18 protein-coding genes are annotated in these 14,441 nt (G+C 64.7%); 15 read left to right on the top strand and 3 right to left on the bottom strand.

Annotated features, from left to right (window positions below; genetic code table 11):
- Positions 1 to 56 precede the first annotated feature (56 nt).
- The 6 genes from fusA to QNI11_RS00530 all read left to right on the top strand — a co-directional run bounded on the left by fusA (position 57) and on the right by QNI11_RS00530 (position 5,854).
- Positions 57 to 2,180, top strand: a complete 2,124-nt coding sequence (gene fusA / locus QNI11_RS00505) for an elongation factor G (RefSeq protein ID WP_100928299.1) — start codon at positions 57 to 59, stop codon at positions 2,178 to 2,180.
- Positions 2,181 to 2,267: 87 nt separating this feature from the next.
- Positions 2,268 to 3,443: an elongation factor Tu gene (tuf, locus tag QNI11_RS00510; protein WP_100928298.1), complete on the top strand. Its 1,176-nt coding sequence runs from the start codon at positions 2,268 to 2,270 to the stop codon at positions 3,441 to 3,443.
- A 348-nt stretch (positions 3,444 to 3,791) separates the two neighbouring features.
- Positions 3,792 to 4,097, top strand: a complete 306-nt coding sequence (rpsJ, locus tag QNI11_RS00515; protein WP_005862788.1) for a 30S ribosomal protein S10 — start codon at positions 3,792 to 3,794, stop codon at positions 4,095 to 4,097.
- A gap of 10 nt (positions 4,098 to 4,107) precedes the next feature.
- Positions 4,108 to 4,947: a 50S ribosomal protein L3 gene (gene rplC, locus QNI11_RS00520; protein ID WP_100928297.1), complete on the top strand. Its 840-nt coding sequence runs from the start codon at positions 4,108 to 4,110 to the stop codon at positions 4,945 to 4,947.
- Entirely contained in the window at positions 4,944 to 5,561 is a 618-nt protein-coding gene (gene rplD, locus QNI11_RS00525; protein WP_100928296.1) for a 50S ribosomal protein L4, read from the top strand. The genes rplC and rplD overlap by 4 nt, the downstream gene beginning before the upstream one ends.
- Positions 5,558 to 5,854, top strand: a complete 297-nt coding sequence (locus tag QNI11_RS00530; protein ID WP_100928295.1) for a 50S ribosomal protein L23 — start codon at positions 5,558 to 5,560, stop codon at positions 5,852 to 5,854. Before rplD ends, QNI11_RS00530 begins: the two co-directional genes overlap by 4 nt.
- Positions 5,855 to 5,946: 92 nt before the next feature.
- Here the strand turns inward: QNI11_RS00530 and QNI11_RS00535 are convergent, their stop codons facing one another.
- Positions 5,947 to 6,660, bottom strand: a complete 714-nt coding sequence (locus QNI11_RS00535; RefSeq protein WP_100928294.1) for an ankyrin repeat domain-containing protein — start codon at positions 6,658 to 6,660, stop codon at positions 5,947 to 5,949.
- A gap of 736 nt (positions 6,661 to 7,396) precedes the next feature.
- Here QNI11_RS00535 and rplB point away from each other — a divergent pair.
- The 6 genes from rplB (at position 7,397) to QNI11_RS00565 (ending at position 10,961) form a co-directional block, all read left to right on the top strand.
- Complete coding sequence (rplB, locus tag QNI11_RS00540) at positions 7,397 to 8,239, top strand: 50S ribosomal protein L2 (RefSeq protein WP_100928293.1); 843 nt, start codon at positions 7,397 to 7,399, stop codon at positions 8,237 to 8,239.
- Between the two features lie 3 nt (positions 8,240 to 8,242).
- Entirely contained in the window at positions 8,243 to 8,521 is a 279-nt protein-coding gene (gene rpsS / locus QNI11_RS00545; RefSeq protein WP_100928292.1) for a 30S ribosomal protein S19, read from the top strand.
- A 3-nt stretch (positions 8,522 to 8,524) separates the two neighbouring features.
- Positions 8,525 to 8,905 (top strand): 50S ribosomal protein L22, encoded by a 381-nt coding sequence (gene rplV / locus QNI11_RS00550; protein WP_005854806.1) that lies wholly within the window; start codon positions 8,525 to 8,527, stop codon positions 8,903 to 8,905.
- Positions 8,905 to 9,627, top strand: coding sequence for a 30S ribosomal protein S3 (gene rpsC, locus QNI11_RS00555; RefSeq protein ID WP_100928291.1), 723 nt, complete (start codon positions 8,905 to 8,907; stop codon positions 9,625 to 9,627). The genes rplV and rpsC overlap by 1 nt, the downstream gene beginning before the upstream one ends.
- A 2-nt stretch (positions 9,628 to 9,629) precedes the next feature.
- The gene (gene rplP / locus QNI11_RS00560) at positions 9,630 to 10,043 is read left to right on the top strand and encodes a 50S ribosomal protein L16 (RefSeq protein WP_005854810.1); all 414 of its coding nucleotides are present in this window, start codon (positions 9,630 to 9,632) and stop codon (positions 10,041 to 10,043) included.
- A gap of 216 nt (positions 10,044 to 10,259) precedes the next feature.
- Positions 10,260 to 10,961, top strand: a complete 702-nt coding sequence (locus QNI11_RS00565; protein ID WP_283981949.1) for a hypothetical protein — start codon at positions 10,260 to 10,262, stop codon at positions 10,959 to 10,961.
- 6 nt (positions 10,962 to 10,967) lie between these two features.
- Here QNI11_RS00565 and QNI11_RS00570 read toward each other — a convergent pair whose 3' ends face one another.
- Positions 10,968 to 12,137: a calcium-binding protein gene (locus tag QNI11_RS00570; RefSeq protein ID WP_283981950.1), complete on the bottom strand. Its 1,170-nt coding sequence runs from the start codon at positions 12,135 to 12,137 to the stop codon at positions 10,968 to 10,970.
- 137 nt (positions 12,138 to 12,274) lie between these two features.
- Here QNI11_RS00570 and QNI11_RS00575 point away from each other — a divergent pair, with 137 nt between their 5' ends.
- The 3 genes from QNI11_RS00575 (at position 12,275) to QNI11_RS00585 (ending at position 14,032) form a co-directional block, all read left to right on the top strand.
- Positions 12,275 to 12,898, top strand: a complete 624-nt coding sequence (locus tag QNI11_RS00575; protein WP_283981951.1) for a TIGR02466 family protein — start codon at positions 12,275 to 12,277, stop codon at positions 12,896 to 12,898.
- A 102-nt stretch (positions 12,899 to 13,000) separates the two neighbouring features.
- Positions 13,001 to 13,486 (top strand): hypothetical protein, encoded by a 486-nt coding sequence (locus QNI11_RS00580; protein WP_283981952.1) that lies wholly within the window; start codon positions 13,001 to 13,003, stop codon positions 13,484 to 13,486.
- 72 nt (positions 13,487 to 13,558) lie between these two features.
- A complete protein-coding gene (locus QNI11_RS00585; protein ID WP_283981953.1) occupies positions 13,559 to 14,032 on the top strand; it encodes an acyl-CoA thioesterase in 474 nt (157 codons plus the stop codon).
- 15 nt (positions 14,033 to 14,047) lie between these two features.
- Here the strand turns inward: QNI11_RS00585 and QNI11_RS00590 are convergent, their stop codons facing one another.
- Positions 14,048 to 14,311, bottom strand: coding sequence for a hypothetical protein (locus QNI11_RS00590; RefSeq protein WP_283981954.1), 264 nt, complete (start codon positions 14,309 to 14,311; stop codon positions 14,048 to 14,050).
- Positions 14,312 to 14,441: the final 130 nt, after the last annotated feature.

Raw genomic sequence — 14,441 nt, forward strand, 5'->3', positions numbered from 1 at the left:
ATCGGAGGCGAGGGTTAAGCGCCCGCGCAGAGATTACCCCCAGAGGACCCATACCCATGGCACGCGATTATCCCCTCGAACGGTACCGCAACTTCGGTATCATGGCGCACATCGACGCCGGAAAGACCACATGCTCGGAGCGGATCCTGTTCTACACGGGCAAATCCCACAACATCGGCGAGGTGCACGACGGTGCGGCCACGATGGACTGGATGGAGCAGGAACAGGAGCGTGGCATCACCATCACCTCCGCTGCGACCACGACCTTCTGGCAGTGGCAGGAAGATCCGACCCCCGAGGGCACGGATGACACCAAGTACCGCATGAACATCATCGACACCCCCGGGCACGTCGACTTCACCATCGAGGTCGAGCGTTCGCTGGCGGTTCTCGACGGTGCCGTCTGCGTTCTGGACGCCAACGCCGGCGTCGAACCGCAGACCGAAACCGTGTGGCGCCAGGCCGACCGTTACAAGGTTCCGCGCATCGTCTTCGTCAACAAGATGGACAAGATCGGTGCCGACTTCTTCAACTGTGTCCGCATGGTCGAGGACCGCACCGGTGCGCGCGCGGTTCCGATCGCGCTGCCGATCGGCGCCGAGTCCGAGCTGGAAGGCCTCGTCGACCTCGTGACCATGGAAGAGTGGGTGTGGAAGGGTGAAGACCTTGGCGCCTCCTGGGTCCGTGGCCCGATCCGCGACGAGCTGAAGGAGCTCGCCGAGGAATGGCGCGGCAAGATGATCGAAGCGGCCGTCGAGGAAGACGACGACGCGATGGAAGCCTACCTGGAAGGCGAAGAGCCCGACGTCCCGACCCTGCGCAAACTGCTGCGCAAGGGCACGCTGGCGCTGCACTTCGTTCCGGTCCTGGGCGGTTCCGCGTTCAAGAACAAGGGTGTGCAGCCGCTGCTGAACGCCGTTGTCGATTACCTGCCGTCCCCGCTGGACGTTGTCGACTACATGGGCTTCAAGCCGGGCGACGAGACGGAAACCCGTGACATCCCGCGTCGTGCGGACGACTCCATGCCGTTCGCCGGCCTGGCGTTCAAGATCATGAACGACCCGTTCGTGGGCTCGCTGACCTTCACCCGCGTCTACTCCGGCGTGATGAAGAAGGGCGACTCGATCCTGAACTCCACCAAGGGCAAGAAAGAGCGCATCGGTCGCATGATGATGATGCACTCCAACAACCGCGAAGAGATCGAGGAAGCCTTTGCAGGCGACATCATCGCGCTGGCGGGTCTGAAGGACACCACCACGGGTGACACGCTGTGTGACGCGAAGGACCCGGTGGTTCTGGAAACCATGACCTTCCCGGAGCCGGTGATCGAGATCGCGGTCGAGCCCAAGACCAAGGGCGACCAGGAGAAGATGTCCGCAGGTCTGGCGCGTCTTGCCGCCGAAGACCCGTCCTTCCGCGTGGAGACCGACATCGAGTCCGGTCAGACCATCATGAAGGGCATGGGCGAACTTCACCTCGACATCCTCGTCGACCGCCTCAAGCGGGAGTTCAAGGTCGAGGCCAACATCGGCGCACCGCAGGTGGCGTACCGTGAAACGATCTCCCACAAGATCGAGCACCAGTACACGCACAAGAAGCAGTCCGGCGGTTCCGGCCAGTTCGCCGAAGTCAAGCTGGAGATCACCCCGACTGAGCCGGGCGAAGGGTTCTCCTTCGAGTCCCGCATCGTCGGCGGCGCGGTTCCGAAGGAATACATCCCGGGTGTCGAAAAGGGCATCAAGTCGGTCATGGACTCCGGTCCGCTGGCAGGCTTCCCGGTGATCGACTTCAAGGTGGCCCTGCTGGACGGCAAGTTCCACGACGTCGACTCCTCGGTCCTCGCGTTCGAGATCGCGTCGCGGATGTGCATGCGCGAAGGTCTGAAGAAGGCCGGCGCAAAGCTGCTTGAGCCGATGATGAACGTGGAAGTGGTGACGCCGGAAGAGTACACCGGTTCCATCATCGGCGACCTGACCTCCCGTCGCGGTCAGGTGTCGGGCCAGGAACCGCGCGGCAACGCCGTGGCGATCAAGGCCTTCGTGCCGCTGGCCAACATGTTCGGCTACATCAACACCCTGCGCTCCATGTCCTCGGGCCGCGCGCAGTTCACCATGCAGTTCGACCACTACGATCCGGTTCCGCAGAACATCTCGGACGAGATCCAGTCGAAGTACGCATAAGCCGGGTGGCGGGGGAAACCCCGCCCTACCCAACTTAGTAGGGTGGGTTTCAACCCCACCATCCGACAAGAAAAGGGAGCCAATACCATGGCAAAGGAAAAGTTTTCGCGGTCGAAACCGCACTGCAACATCGGCACGATCGGTCACGTTGACCACGGCAAGACCACGCTGACCGCGGCGATCACGAAGTACTTCGGCGAATTCCGCGCCTACGACCAGATCGACGGCGCGCCGGAAGAGAAGGCCCGCGGGATCACCATCTCGACCGCGCACGTCGAGTACGAGACCGAGGCACGCCACTACGCGCACGTCGACTGCCCCGGCCACGCCGACTACGTGAAGAACATGATCACCGGCGCGGCGCAGATGGACGGCGCGATCCTCGTGGTGAACGCGGCCGACGGCCCGATGCCGCAGACGCGCGAGCACATCCTGCTCGGCCGTCAGGTGGGCATCCCGGCGATGGTCGTGTTCCTGAACAAGGTCGACCAGGTGGACGACGAGGAGCTGCTGGAGCTCGTCGAGATGGAAGTGCGCGAACTGCTGTCCGCCTACGACTTCCCGGGCGACGACATCCCGATCATCGCGGGTTCGGCGCTGGCCGCTCTCGAAGGTCGTGACGAAGCCATCGGCGAGAACAAGATCCGCGAACTGATGGCCGCCGTGGACGAGTACATCCCGCAGCCGCCGCGCGCCACCGACCAGCCGTTCCTGATGCCGATCGAGGACGTGTTCTCGATTTCCGGCCGCGGCACCGTGGTCACCGGCCGCGTGGAGCGTGGCGTGGTGAACGTCGGCGACGAACTGGAAATCGTCGGCATCAAGGACACGCAGAAGACGACCTGCACGGGTGTCGAGATGTTCCGCAAGCTGCTGGACCGCGGTGAGGCAGGCGACAACATCGGCGCGCTGCTGCGCGGCATCGACCGTGACGCGGTCGAGCGCGGCCAGGTCCTGTGCAAGCCGAAGTCGGTGAACCCGCACACGAAGTTCGAGTGCGAGGTCTACATCCTGACCAAGGAAGAGGGTGGCCGTCACACGCCGTTCTTCAAGAACTACCGTCCGCAGTTCTACTTCCGCACGACCGACGTGACGGGCACCGTCGAGCTGCCGGAAGGCACCGAGATGGTGATGCCGGGCGACAACCTGAAGTTCAACGTCGAGCTGATCGCACCCATCGCGATGGAAGAAGGCCTGCGCTTCGCCATCCGCGAAGGCGGCCGCACCGTCGGTTCGGGCGTCGTCTCCAAGATCGTCGCCTGATCGCGGCCTTGCCGGGCGCCTGCCCGGCCGAGAACAACGAAGGGCGTCCCGACCGGGGCGCCCTTTTCGTTTGATCCCGGTTCGCTTGCCCCCCCGGACATCGCGTACCTTCTCAAGTCACACCCCACCCCGTAGGGCGGGGCTCTGCGCCGCCCTTCCGGCAAACACGCGCGCTGCCGGGGGAATTCGGTGCTTAAGCGCTTGCCCCACCCTCCCAAACCGCCTATACGCGCGCAGCGTCCATAGGGACGTTCAAGGGCGGGGTGATTCCCGCCCTTACGGTTCGATGAGGGTGTGCGGTGGTCGCCCATCCTCCTCTCAACCGAAACGCCAAAATAGGACTGTTCGATGAACCAGAACATCCGTATCCGGCTGAAGGCGTTCGACTTCCGCGTGCTCGACGCAAGCACCCAGGAAATCGTCAACACCGCCAAGCGTACCGGCGCACAGGTCCGCGGGCCGATCCCGCTGCCCAACAAGATCGAGAAATTCACCGTTCTGCGCGGCCCGCACGTGAACAAGAAGTCTCGGGACCAGTTCGAGATCCGCACGCACAAGCGTCTGCTCGACATCGTCGATCCGACTCCGCAGACCGTGGACGCCCTCATGAAGCTCGACCTCGCCGCCGGCGTTGACGTCGAGATCAAGGTATAAGGGGGTAGACATGCGCTCTGGTGTGATCGCAAAGAAGATCGGCATGACTCGCGTCTTCATGGAAGACGGCAAGCAGATCCCCGTCACCGTGCTGCAGCTCGACAACCTCCAGGTCGTCGCGCAGCGCACAGATGAAACCAACGGCTATTCCGCCGTGCAGCTCGGCTGTGGCACCGCCAAGGCAAAGCGCACGAGCCAGGCCATGCGCGGCCACTTCGCCAAGGCGAACGTGGAACCCAAGCGCAAGGTTGTCGAATTCCGCGTGACCGCGGACAACCTGATCGAAGTGGGCGAGGAAATCATCGCCGACCATTACTTCGAAGGTCAGTTCGTCGACGTGTCCGGCATCACCATCGGTAAAGGCTTTGCCGGCGGCATGAAGCGTCACAACTTCGGCGGTCTGCGTGCCTCGCACGGTGTGTCCATCTCTCACCGCTCGCACGGCTCCACCGGCCAGTGTCAGAACCCCGGCAAGGTGTTCAAGGGCAAGAAGATGGCCGGCCACATGGGCTCCGTCCGTGTGACCACGCAGAACCTGCAGGTCGTCAAGACCGACAGCGACCGCGGCGTGATCATGATCAAGGGTGCCGTTCCGGGCCCGAAGGGATCGTGGGTCACCGTCAAGGACGCCGTGAAGAAGCCCTTCCCGGAGAACGCAATCCTTCCGGCCGCTCTGGCGAGCGCCAAGAAGGAAGCGCAGCGCCAGGCAGAGGAAGCCGCAGCGGCAGCCGCCGCAGAGGCCGAAGCCGAAGCCAAGCGCCTCGCCGAGGAGCAGGCCGCGCAGGAGGCCCAGGCCCTGAAAGAGGCCGAGGCCGACATCGAGGCCGAGAAGAAGGAAGGTGAGGAATGAAACTCGACGTAATCAACCTCGACGGCGGTTCCGCTGGCGAAGTCGAGCTGGACGAGGCCCTCTTCGGGCTGGAGCCGCGCGCCGACATTCTCCACCGCGTCGTCCGCTGGCAGCGCAACAAGGCGCAGGCCGGTACGCACAAGGTCAAGACCCGCTCGGAAGTGTCGTATTCGACCAAGAAGATCTACCGCCAGAAGGGCACCGGTGGCGCACGTCACGGTTCCCGCAAGGCGCCGATCTTCCGCAAGGGTGGCATCTACAAGGGCCCGACCCCGCGGTCGCACGCCCATGACCTGCCCAAGAAGGTCCGCGCACTCGGCCTGAAGATGGCTCTGTCCGACAAGGCCCGCAACGGCGCCCTGATCGTGATCGACTCCATCGACGGCGCAAGCAAGACCAAGGCGCTCGCCGCCCAGGTGTCGAAGCTTGGCTGGAAGCGCGCGCTGATCATCGACGGTGCCGAGGTGAACGAGAACTTCGCCAAGGCGGCCCGCAACATCGAAGGTCTGGATGTCCTGCCGACCATCGGTGCCAACGTTTATGACATCCTGAAGCGTGACACCCTGGTGATCACGAAGGCGGGTGTCGAAGCACTGGAGGCTCGACTGAAATGACCGCGACGGCAGAACAGTACGACGTGATCCGCAAGCCGATCATCACCGAGAAGTCCACCATGGCGTCCGAGCACGGCGCGGTTGTCTTCGAAGTGGCCATCGACGCGAACAAGCCGCAGATCAAGGAAGCCGTCGAGGCGCTCTTTGGTGTGAAGGTGAAGGCCGTGAACACGACCATCACCAAGGGCAAGGTGAAGCGTTTCCGTGGCAAGACCGGCAAGCGCCGTGACGTGAAGAAGGCCTATGTGATGCTCGAAGAGGGCAACACCATCGACGTGTCCACCGGCCTCTGACCGGATCAAGGCGGGGGATGCCCCCGTCAGCGAGAACAGCGAAGGCCCCTGCATCTGCGGGGGCCTTTTGCTTTGGCGGGGGAGGGCTGCGGTCAGGATGTTTTGACGGGGAGGACCGTCACGGGCAGCGTCGTGACCGGGGCCAGGACCTCCTGCGCGTTGGCGGAGGCCTCGTGGATGGCGTGGTCCAGCGCCGTCCAGCCAAGCGCCCATGTCAGCGTGCAGGTGCGGTCCGGGTCCGCCCCGGCGGCCAGCAGGGTGCGGATCACCGCCGGCAGGTTCTGCCGCGCGGCCAGCATCAACACGCTCTGGCCCGCGGCCACGGCGCCCTCCGGATCGGCGCCCGCCGCGATCAGCGCCGAGACGATCGGCAGGATCGCGTCGGGGTCGTCCTCGTGGATGCTGAACGACAGGGGCGAGGCGTGGTCGCTGTCGCGGTAGGCGTTCGGATCGGCGCCGAGGTCGAGCAGAAGCTGCACGAGGTCGATGTTGCCGAGCGCCGCCGCGGACATCAGCGGTGTGACGTTCTGCCCGTCCCTGAGGTCCGGATCGGCGCCAAGCTCCACCAGCAGCCGGGCCGCGGCGAGGTTGTGTTCCTGGATGGCAAGGAACAGCGCCGTCCGTTCGATCGAGGCGCTCATCATCGTCGCGAGGCTCAGGTTCGGATCGGCGCCGCGCTCGGTGATCAGCTCACCTATCCGCACCGTATCCCCTTCGTAGGCGGCGATATGGAGCGCATCGTCCTCGGCGCGGGGGCGCAGCCTCCCGTGCATGAAGTCGAACAGTTTTCCCATCTTGCCGCGCATGTCGTTTCCTTGAAGTTACACCTTTTAACAAGGCTGGACGGCGCGCGGTTCCGGCCTTGTTCCCGCGACCGGGAGGCACAAACGGTCGGGATGGGGGCTGGGATGCGGGGCATTTGGGGCGTTGCAATGAGTGCGCGTCCCGAGGGCGTTCAATACCTGGAACCCGGCGGCTAGGATCGCAATTGGCCATTTGTAGGGCGCGGTATCTATCTGATAAGATGTTTAAAATCGGAAGATCCAAGACGCTTTGCAGCCAGCCATGACGAACCTGCGTGGATGCGCTTTTCCCATCGACCGGCCAGTCTCCCGCGTTATGGGCAAGGTCCCCTTTTTGCCCCACCAAGGGCTGGCACATGATGGACGTGAAACGTCGGGTCGGCGGCGCATTTCGGCCAAAAACTAGATGTGATGCCGCGGAAATGGGCAGAGGATTGCGGGCCCGTGCTGCCTATTGCTTATTGTACACGCTGGCCGCGCTCCCCAATCTTCAGTGTGCCCGGCCACTATGCCATGCTTTGCCGACGAGTCATGGTATCAACGGCTTTGGCCCTTGACCCGTTGTCCTGCATCCCCTACACGACCCCATCCGCAACGGCCCCGGATTCGTCCGGGGCTTCGCTTTTGCGCGATGCGGATAGCGAATCGGGCACCTTCGGGGGCCTATACCTCTGGCCACCTTCGGGGGGCTATTACATAAGCCGGGCAACCGGCTGCTAGCTAACGGAAGACAGAAAGCATGGCACTCAAGTCGTACAAGCCGACGACGCCGGGCCAGCGCGGGCTGGTGCTGATCGACCGTTCGGAGCTGTACAAAGGACGCCCCGTCAAGGCCCTCACCGAGGGTCTGACGAAGTCGGGCGGCCGGAACAACACCGGACGTATCACCTCCCGCCGTCGTGGCGGTGGCGCAAAGCGTCTCTACCGGATCGTCGATTTCAAGCGGAACAAGTTCGACGTGAACGGCATCGTCGTTCGCATTGAATACGACCCGAACCGCACCGCATTCATCGCACTGATCCAGTATGATGATGGTGAACAAGCCTACATCCTCGCGCCCCAGCGCCTCGGCATCGGCGACAAGGTGGTTGCCTCCGCCAAGGCCGACATCAAGCCGGGCAACTGCATGCCGTTCTCGGGCATGCCGATCGGGACGATCGTCCACAACATCGAGCTGAAGCCCGGCAAGGGCGGCCAGATCGCACGCGCCGCGGGCACCTACGCCCAGTTCGTCGGCCGTGACGGTGGCTACGCACAGATCCGCCTGTCCTCGGGCGAACTGCGCATGGTCCGTCAGGAGTGCATGGCGACCGTCGGTGCGGTGTCGAACCCCGACAACTCGAACCAGAACTTCGGTAAAGCGGGCCGCATGCGCCACAAGGGCATCCGTCCGTCCGTCCGCGGTGTCGTCATGAACCCGATCGACCACCCGCACGGCGGTGGTGAAGGCCGGACCTCCGGCGGTCGTCACCCGGTGACGCCGTGGGGCAAGCCGACCAAGGGCAAGAAGACCCGCAACACGAACAAGGCGTCGCAAAAGCTCATCATCCGCTCGCGCCACGCCAAGAAGAAGGGTCGCTAATCTATGGCACGCTCTGTTTGGAAAGGCCCCTTCGTCGACGCTTACGTGTTGAAGAAGGCCGAAAAATCGAAGGAATCCGGCAAGAACGAGGTCATCAAGATCTGGTCGCGCCGCTCCACCATCCTGCCGCACTTCGTTGGTCTCACCTTCGGTGTGTACAACGGCCAGAAGCACATCCCGGTCAACGTGACCGAGGACATGATCGGCCAGAAGTTCGGTGAATACGCTCCGACCCGCACCTACTACGGTCACGCGGCGGACAAGAAAGCCAAGAGGAAGTAAGCCATGGGCAAGGATAAGAATCCCCGCCGCGTGGCGGACAACGAAGCGATGGCGAAACTGCGCATGCTGCGCACCTCGCCGCAGAAGCTGAACCTCGTCGCGGCGCTCATTCGCGGCAAGAAGGTCGAGAAGGCCCTGACGGACCTGACCTTCTCCAAGAAGCGGATCTCGCAGGACGTTAAGAAGTGCCTTCAGTCCGCCATCGCCAACGCCGAGAACAACCACGGCCTGGACGTCGACGAACTGGTCGTCGCCGAGGCCTATGTGGGCAAGAACCTGGTCATGAAGCGCGGTCGCCCGCGTGCCCGTGGCCGTTTTGGCCGCATCAACAAGCCGTTCTCGGAGATCACCATCAAGGTGCGTCAGGTTGAGGAGCAAGCCTAATGGGTAACAAGACCAATCCGATCGGGATGCGCCTCCAGATCAACCGGACCTGGGATTCGCGTTGGTACGCGGACACCAAGGATTACGGCGATCTGCTGCTGGAAGACCTGCGCATTCGTGACTTCATCCACGAAGAGTGCAAGCAGGCCGGCATTGCCCGCGTGATCATCGAGCGCCCCCACAAGAAGTGCCGTGTGACCATTCACACCGCGCGTCCGGGCGTGATCATCGGCAAGAAAGGCGCGGACATCGAGGTGCTTCGCAAGAAGATCGCCCGCATGACCGACAGCGAGTTGCACCTGAACATCGTCGAGGTCCGGAAGCCGGAACTGGACGCCACGCTGGTCGGCGAGTCCATCGCCCAGCAGCTTGAGCGCCGGGTTTCCTTCCGCCGCGCGATGAAGCGGGCCGTGCAGAACGCCATGCGCATGGGCGCCCTGGGTATCCGGGTGAACGTGGCTGGCCGTCTGGGTGGCGCGGAAATCGCACGGACCGAATGGTACCGCGAAGGCCGCGTGCCGCTGCACACGCTGCGCGCCGACATCGATTATGCCAACGTCGAGGCGACCACGCCTTACGGCATCATCGGTATCAAGGTCTGGATCTTCAAGGGCGAGATCATGGAACATGATCCCCAGGCCCGCGACCGGAAGAGCCAGGAAATCCAGGACGGCCCGGCACCTCGCGGTGCAGGCGGCGGTCGTCGTGACGACCGGAGGTAATCATGCTTCAGCCGAAACGCACTAAATTCCGGAAGGCCTTCAAAGGCCGGATCAAGGGTGAGGCGAAGGGCGGTTCCGACCTGAACTTCGGTCACTACGGTCTGAAGGCCACCGAGCCGGAGCGTGTCACCGCACGCCAGATCGAAGCAGCCCGCCGGGCCATGACGCGTCACATGAAGCGTCAGGGCCGCGTCTGGATCCGCATCTTCCCGGACACCCCGGTGACCGCGAAGCCCATCGAAGTTCGTATGGGTAAGGGTAAAGGCTCTGTCGACCGTTGGGTCTGCAAGGTGAAGCCCGGTCGCGTGATGTTCGAGATCGACGGCGTTGCCGAGGACATCGCCCGCGAGGCGCTGCGCCTGGCCGCGATGAAGCTGCCGATCAAGACCCGCGTCGTGGTTCGCGAGGACTGGTAAGCCCGGTCCTTCCGCTCACGCGGTTGAAATGCTTGAAACCCCGCCGGTCGCCGGCGGGGTTTTTTCGTGAGCTCTGACGTCTCCGTGCGCCGCTTGCTGCCGGGTCACGGGTTGACGTAACGTCCGCCGCGTTGCGCGAAGCGTGTAACAGTTTTAATTCATTTTCATGACGATTTATTCTTGCCCGATGAGACCCGTCTGAGGTTCCCTTTTCCCATGCCGTCCTACGCTCACCGCCGCAGCCCCGTCTATTACTGGCACCCGACCCGTTGGATCAAATCCGTCGAAGCGCATGTGCCGCACAAGGTCCTGCGTGACATGATCAACCGCGTCCGGTTCGGCGCGGTGGTGCCGCCCTCGGATTCCGCGATCTACGTGGACCCGGCCGAGGTGCGCTTCGAGTACACTGGCGGGGCCAGGCTGCGGCTCAGGCGGCATGACAGCGCCCGGGTCGTCGGCGGCGACTGGGACCGGCACCGAAGCGAAATCGGCGAGACGATCCGCATGAAGAGCTGCCGGATGCGGTTCTTCGAAGGGGCGGACTGGGAAGACACGCCGATGTACCAGCGGATGCTGCGGCAGATCGGGGAAGGGAAGAAACCGGACGGCTGTGCCTCGGTTGAGGATCTGCGGCGCCGGTTTGCCGGCATCGACCTGCTGAAGGCCCGGACGCTGGCGGAGGGCCGGTTCCTCAACCGCGAGGAACTGCCGGAGAACTTCCGGAGAGAGCACGGCGGCATCCTCCTGCACGTGGCGCGGGACGGCACCCTTCTGCGGTCGGGCGGGGCAGGGCACCGATTTGCCATCGCGCGCCTGCTGAACCTGCCGGAGATCCCCGCACAGATCGGTGCGATCCACCGCGAGGCGGTCGACAACGGCGTTCTGGCATCCCTGCGGCGGACCAGCCGGCTGGCCTGAGGCGGCTCAGGCGGCTACGGCGTCCCGGCCGATGAAGTTCAGCGGCACGGCGGTTGTGCCCGCGCCGGTGACGATGACGTCGTCCACGGTCAACCCGCTTGCCCCGCTCAGCGTCAGGATCACGTCGCGGTTGGCGACATCGGTCGCGTCGATCTCGTAGACCAGCCGCACCACGGTCGAGAGGGGGGCACCGTCGGGCGCCGTCTCTTCCAGCTCGATCGCGGCGAGGGTGAACTGGCTTGCATTTGTCGTCCCGTCGATCAGCAGCAGGTCCTCGCCCGCCGAGAAGTCGGCGATCGTGCCGATGTCGACCTGGACCCTGCCGTCCGCCAGCGTGGAGACCGCCGCGGGCGGCGTATCGGGGATCTCAGTCCCGCCAGGTGCGACGATGAGATCGAAGATGTCCGCGCCGTCCCCGCCCGCGACCCGGACCCCGGCCTCCCACTGCTGGATCGGCGGTGTGACGGCGTTGATGACGAGGTGATCGCTGCCTTCGCCGCCGTCGATTTCGGTCGGGGTGGTGGGCGCGGGGTTGGCGAAGATCAGGTCGTTGCCTGCCCCACCGTCAACCCGCCCCCCGTCCATGAAGGCAGAAATCGTGTCGGCCCCGGCGCCGCCCCTGATGTCGGACCCGGCACCCTCCACCGACGAGGTGATGGAGACGAGGTCGTTGCCCGCGCCGCCGTCGATGCTGGCACCGTCGTGCCGCCCGGAAATCGTGTCGTTGCCCCCATCGCCGGTGATGGTCGAGGCGGTGCTGTAGGCCTCGATCAGATCGTTGCCCTCGCCACCGGAGAGGAGCGCGCCGTTGAGAAGCTGCGCGTCCAGTTCCACCGGGTCGGTCGAGCCGTCGTAGAGGTCGATCAGATCGTTTCCAGCGCCTGCCGAAACCTCGATCCCCCGGCCCGCAGGGCCGTCCAGAGTGATGGTGTCGGCGCCGTCGGTGCCGGTCAGCGTCTCGCCCGCGCCGCCGCCAGTGTCCTCTTCGTCGGGGGCGCCGCTGCCGGTATCGTCCCCGGTGTCGACGTCGAAGCTGTCACCGGTGTCCGTCGGCGCCTCGGCGCTTTCGTCGCCTTCGCCGGAGTCGCCTTCATCGTCGCTGGTGTAGTCGTGCTGGTTGACCGCGACGGCAAAGAGCCCCATGCCCACGAGGCCGAGTAGAATGAGTGGCGACATTGAAACCCTCTCTGTAGACATGCGACGAACCGAATCCCCACGAAGGCCGGGGTAACATCCATTTTCTTAAAGTTGCGTGCACGACCGGGGGCGGCGTCCGATCCCCACAGCGCCGCGCAGCGAAGACGGAGGCCAAGATGGCAACGATCACTCCCCTGTTCACGACCCCCCTGTACCGCGCCGCGCTGTCCGAACACGGAGAGGTGGACGCGGCAGAGCTGGAGGCGTCCTGCTACTCCATCGCCGAGGGCGACGAGGCCGGTCAGGAATGGTGCGAGACGCAGGGCTATCCCGGCTACACCTCCTATGCGTCGCTGACCGACCTGCCGTGGCGCTTCCCGATCTTCGCGGACCTCGTGAAGGTGATCGACAGGCACGTGGCGGCCTTCGTGGCGGATCTGGATTTCGACCTTGGCGACAAGGAGATCGTGCTGGAGGACATCTGGATCAACATCCTGCCCCCGGGCGGCACGCATTCGAGCCACATCCACCCGCACTCGGTGATCTCGGGGACGACCTACGTGGCGATGCCGGAGGGCGCGAGCGCGCTGAAGCTGGAGGACCCGCGCCTGCAGATGATGATGGCCGCCCCGGCCCGCAAGAAGGACGCGCGCGAGACGCTGAAACCCTTCATCTACGTGCAGCCGGCGGTCGGCGACATCGTGCTGTGGGAAAGCTGGCTGCGCCACGAGGTGCCGATGAACATGGCCGAGGAAGACGAGCGGATCTCTGTCAGCTTCAACTACAAGTGGGGCGACTGAGGCGCGCGGTTCGCTTGGATTGAAGCGATTTTGCGCGGGCGCGTTGGTCCGGTGTTTACACTCATGACGCACCCTTTCCGGGCGAACGGAAAGGGGAAAGACATGCAGGCAACATCGGCAATGCAGCCCGCACAGGGCCATCTTCATAATCGTCCGGCGGAGGGCGCGCGGGGCTCCGCTGCGCAGTCCATCGGTCACCGCGCCAAGGCGGAGCGGCAGGAAGGGGAGAGCCAGGGCCAGGCTGCCTCCCGCATCGCGCATGAGCGGAACGCCCTGCGCGCGGGCAGCGAAACGTCCGTGGTGGTTGAGGCGGTCTTCGTCAGCCTCTCCATGAGTTTCACTGGCGTCGCCGTGACCGGGGCGCCTGCGGTCGCGGATGACACAGGCGGCGACGGGGCGGGGGCGGCGGACGTGCCCGAGCCGATGCCCGCGCCCGAGGTGGCTGTCACGGATGAGGCCCAGGCGCCTGTCGCGCCGGAAGACGCGACGCCTGACGGGGCGGAGAGCGGCTACACGGCCTATCTGACGACATTTTCCGCGCAGGTGAGCTATTCCTCGGCCAGCATCGCCCTGCAGCTTCTCCGCTGACGCCGCACGGCTTTGCGGCCCCACGGCTTTGCGCTAATCCGGTGGCAAATGATCGCAGACGGGGGCCGAGGCATGGATTCGCGCAAGCTGGAAATGACGGTGCTGATGACGCCGGACATGGCGAACTTCAGCGGGAAGGTGCACGGCGGCGCGCTGCTGAACCTGCTGGACCGGGTGGCGTTTTCCTGTGCCTCGCGGTTCTCGCAGCGGTACGCGGTGACGCTGTCGGTCGACCAGGTGGTGTTCAAGGAGCCGATCAACGTCGGCGAACTGGTGACCTTCCGGGCCAGCGTGAACAGCGCCGGGCGCACCTCGATGGAGATCGGCATCCGGGTGGAGGCGCAGGACATCCGGACCGGCCGCAGCCGGCACACCAACTCCTGCTATTTCACCATGGTCGCCATGGACGACGACGGCCGCCCGGCGGAAGTGCCGGAGCTGAAGATCCTCGACGTCGTGGAAGAGCGGCGGCAGAAGGCGGCAGCGGCCCGCAAGCAGTTGCGCCGTCAGTTCGAGGAAGAGATGGCGAAGGCGGCGAGGGGCTGACCCCTGCGGTCGCGGTCAGCTTCGCGGCAGCGAGGCGGGGATCGAGATCGGGCGCGCCTCCGAACTGAGGCAGCCGTCCTGAACGCGCCGCCAGGTGAGCACGTTCTGCGACATGGCGCAGCGGGCGAGGAAGCTCTCGCCGCCGACCGTCAGGCAGGCGATCTGACCCAGCGGGGTCTCGGAGCCGTCGCGATTGATGCAGGCGCAGTCGGGGGTGCCCGGGTCCGCGAGGGCGGGCGCTGCTGTCAGGGCGAGAATGGCAATCGCGGCGAGTCTCATTCGTCAAGCATAGCAGATTTTCGGCCAAACCGGCATGGTTTTCGCGATGCGGCCAGGGACGACGGGAGGAGGGCCGTCCCTGGCCGTGGTGCAGGGTGGGTCATCCTGGCCCATGGGCCGGAGAATCCAC

Source organism: Sagittula sp. MA-2 (assembly GCF_030126985.1).
Taxonomy (GTDB): Bacteria; Pseudomonadota; Alphaproteobacteria; order Rhodobacterales; family Rhodobacteraceae; genus Sagittula.

Excerpts from the sequence above, each read along its gene's own strand:
- fusA (WP_100928299.1), top strand. The coding sequence starts at position 57 with ATGGCACGCGATTATCCCCTCGAACGGTACCGCAACTTCGGTATCATG.
- tuf (WP_100928298.1), top strand. The coding sequence starts at position 2,268 with ATGGCAAAGGAAAAGTTTTCGCGGTCGAAACCGCACTGCAACATCGGC.
- rpsJ (WP_005862788.1), top strand. The coding sequence starts at position 3,792 with ATGAACCAGAACATCCGTATCCGGCTGAAGGCGTTCGACTTCCGCGTG.
- rplC (WP_100928297.1), top strand. The coding sequence starts at position 4,108 with ATGCGCTCTGGTGTGATCGCAAAGAAGATCGGCATGACTCGCGTCTTC.
- rplD (WP_100928296.1), top strand. The coding sequence starts at position 4,944 with ATGAAACTCGACGTAATCAACCTCGACGGCGGTTCCGCTGGCGAAGTC.
- QNI11_RS00530 (WP_100928295.1), top strand. The coding sequence starts at position 5,558 with ATGACCGCGACGGCAGAACAGTACGACGTGATCCGCAAGCCGATCATC.
- QNI11_RS00535 (WP_100928294.1), bottom strand. The coding sequence starts at position 6,660 with ATGCGCGGCAAGATGGGAAAACTGTTCGACTTCATGCACGGGAGGCTG.
- rplB (WP_100928293.1), top strand. The coding sequence starts at position 7,397 with ATGGCACTCAAGTCGTACAAGCCGACGACGCCGGGCCAGCGCGGGCTG.
- rpsS (WP_100928292.1), top strand. The coding sequence starts at position 8,243 with ATGGCACGCTCTGTTTGGAAAGGCCCCTTCGTCGACGCTTACGTGTTG.
- rplV (WP_005854806.1), top strand. The coding sequence starts at position 8,525 with ATGGGCAAGGATAAGAATCCCCGCCGCGTGGCGGACAACGAAGCGATG.
- rpsC (WP_100928291.1), top strand. The coding sequence starts at position 8,905 with ATGGGTAACAAGACCAATCCGATCGGGATGCGCCTCCAGATCAACCGG.
- rplP (WP_005854810.1), top strand. The coding sequence starts at position 9,630 with ATGCTTCAGCCGAAACGCACTAAATTCCGGAAGGCCTTCAAAGGCCGG.
- QNI11_RS00565 (WP_283981949.1), top strand. The coding sequence starts at position 10,260 with ATGCCGTCCTACGCTCACCGCCGCAGCCCCGTCTATTACTGGCACCCG.
- QNI11_RS00570 (WP_283981950.1), bottom strand. The coding sequence starts at position 12,137 with ATGTCGCCACTCATTCTACTCGGCCTCGTGGGCATGGGGCTCTTTGCC.
- QNI11_RS00575 (WP_283981951.1), top strand. The coding sequence starts at position 12,275 with ATGGCAACGATCACTCCCCTGTTCACGACCCCCCTGTACCGCGCCGCG.
- QNI11_RS00580 (WP_283981952.1), top strand. The coding sequence starts at position 13,001 with ATGCAGGCAACATCGGCAATGCAGCCCGCACAGGGCCATCTTCATAAT.
- QNI11_RS00585 (WP_283981953.1), top strand. The coding sequence starts at position 13,559 with ATGGATTCGCGCAAGCTGGAAATGACGGTGCTGATGACGCCGGACATG.
- QNI11_RS00590 (WP_283981954.1), bottom strand. The coding sequence starts at position 14,311 with ATGAGACTCGCCGCGATTGCCATTCTCGCCCTGACAGCAGCGCCCGCC.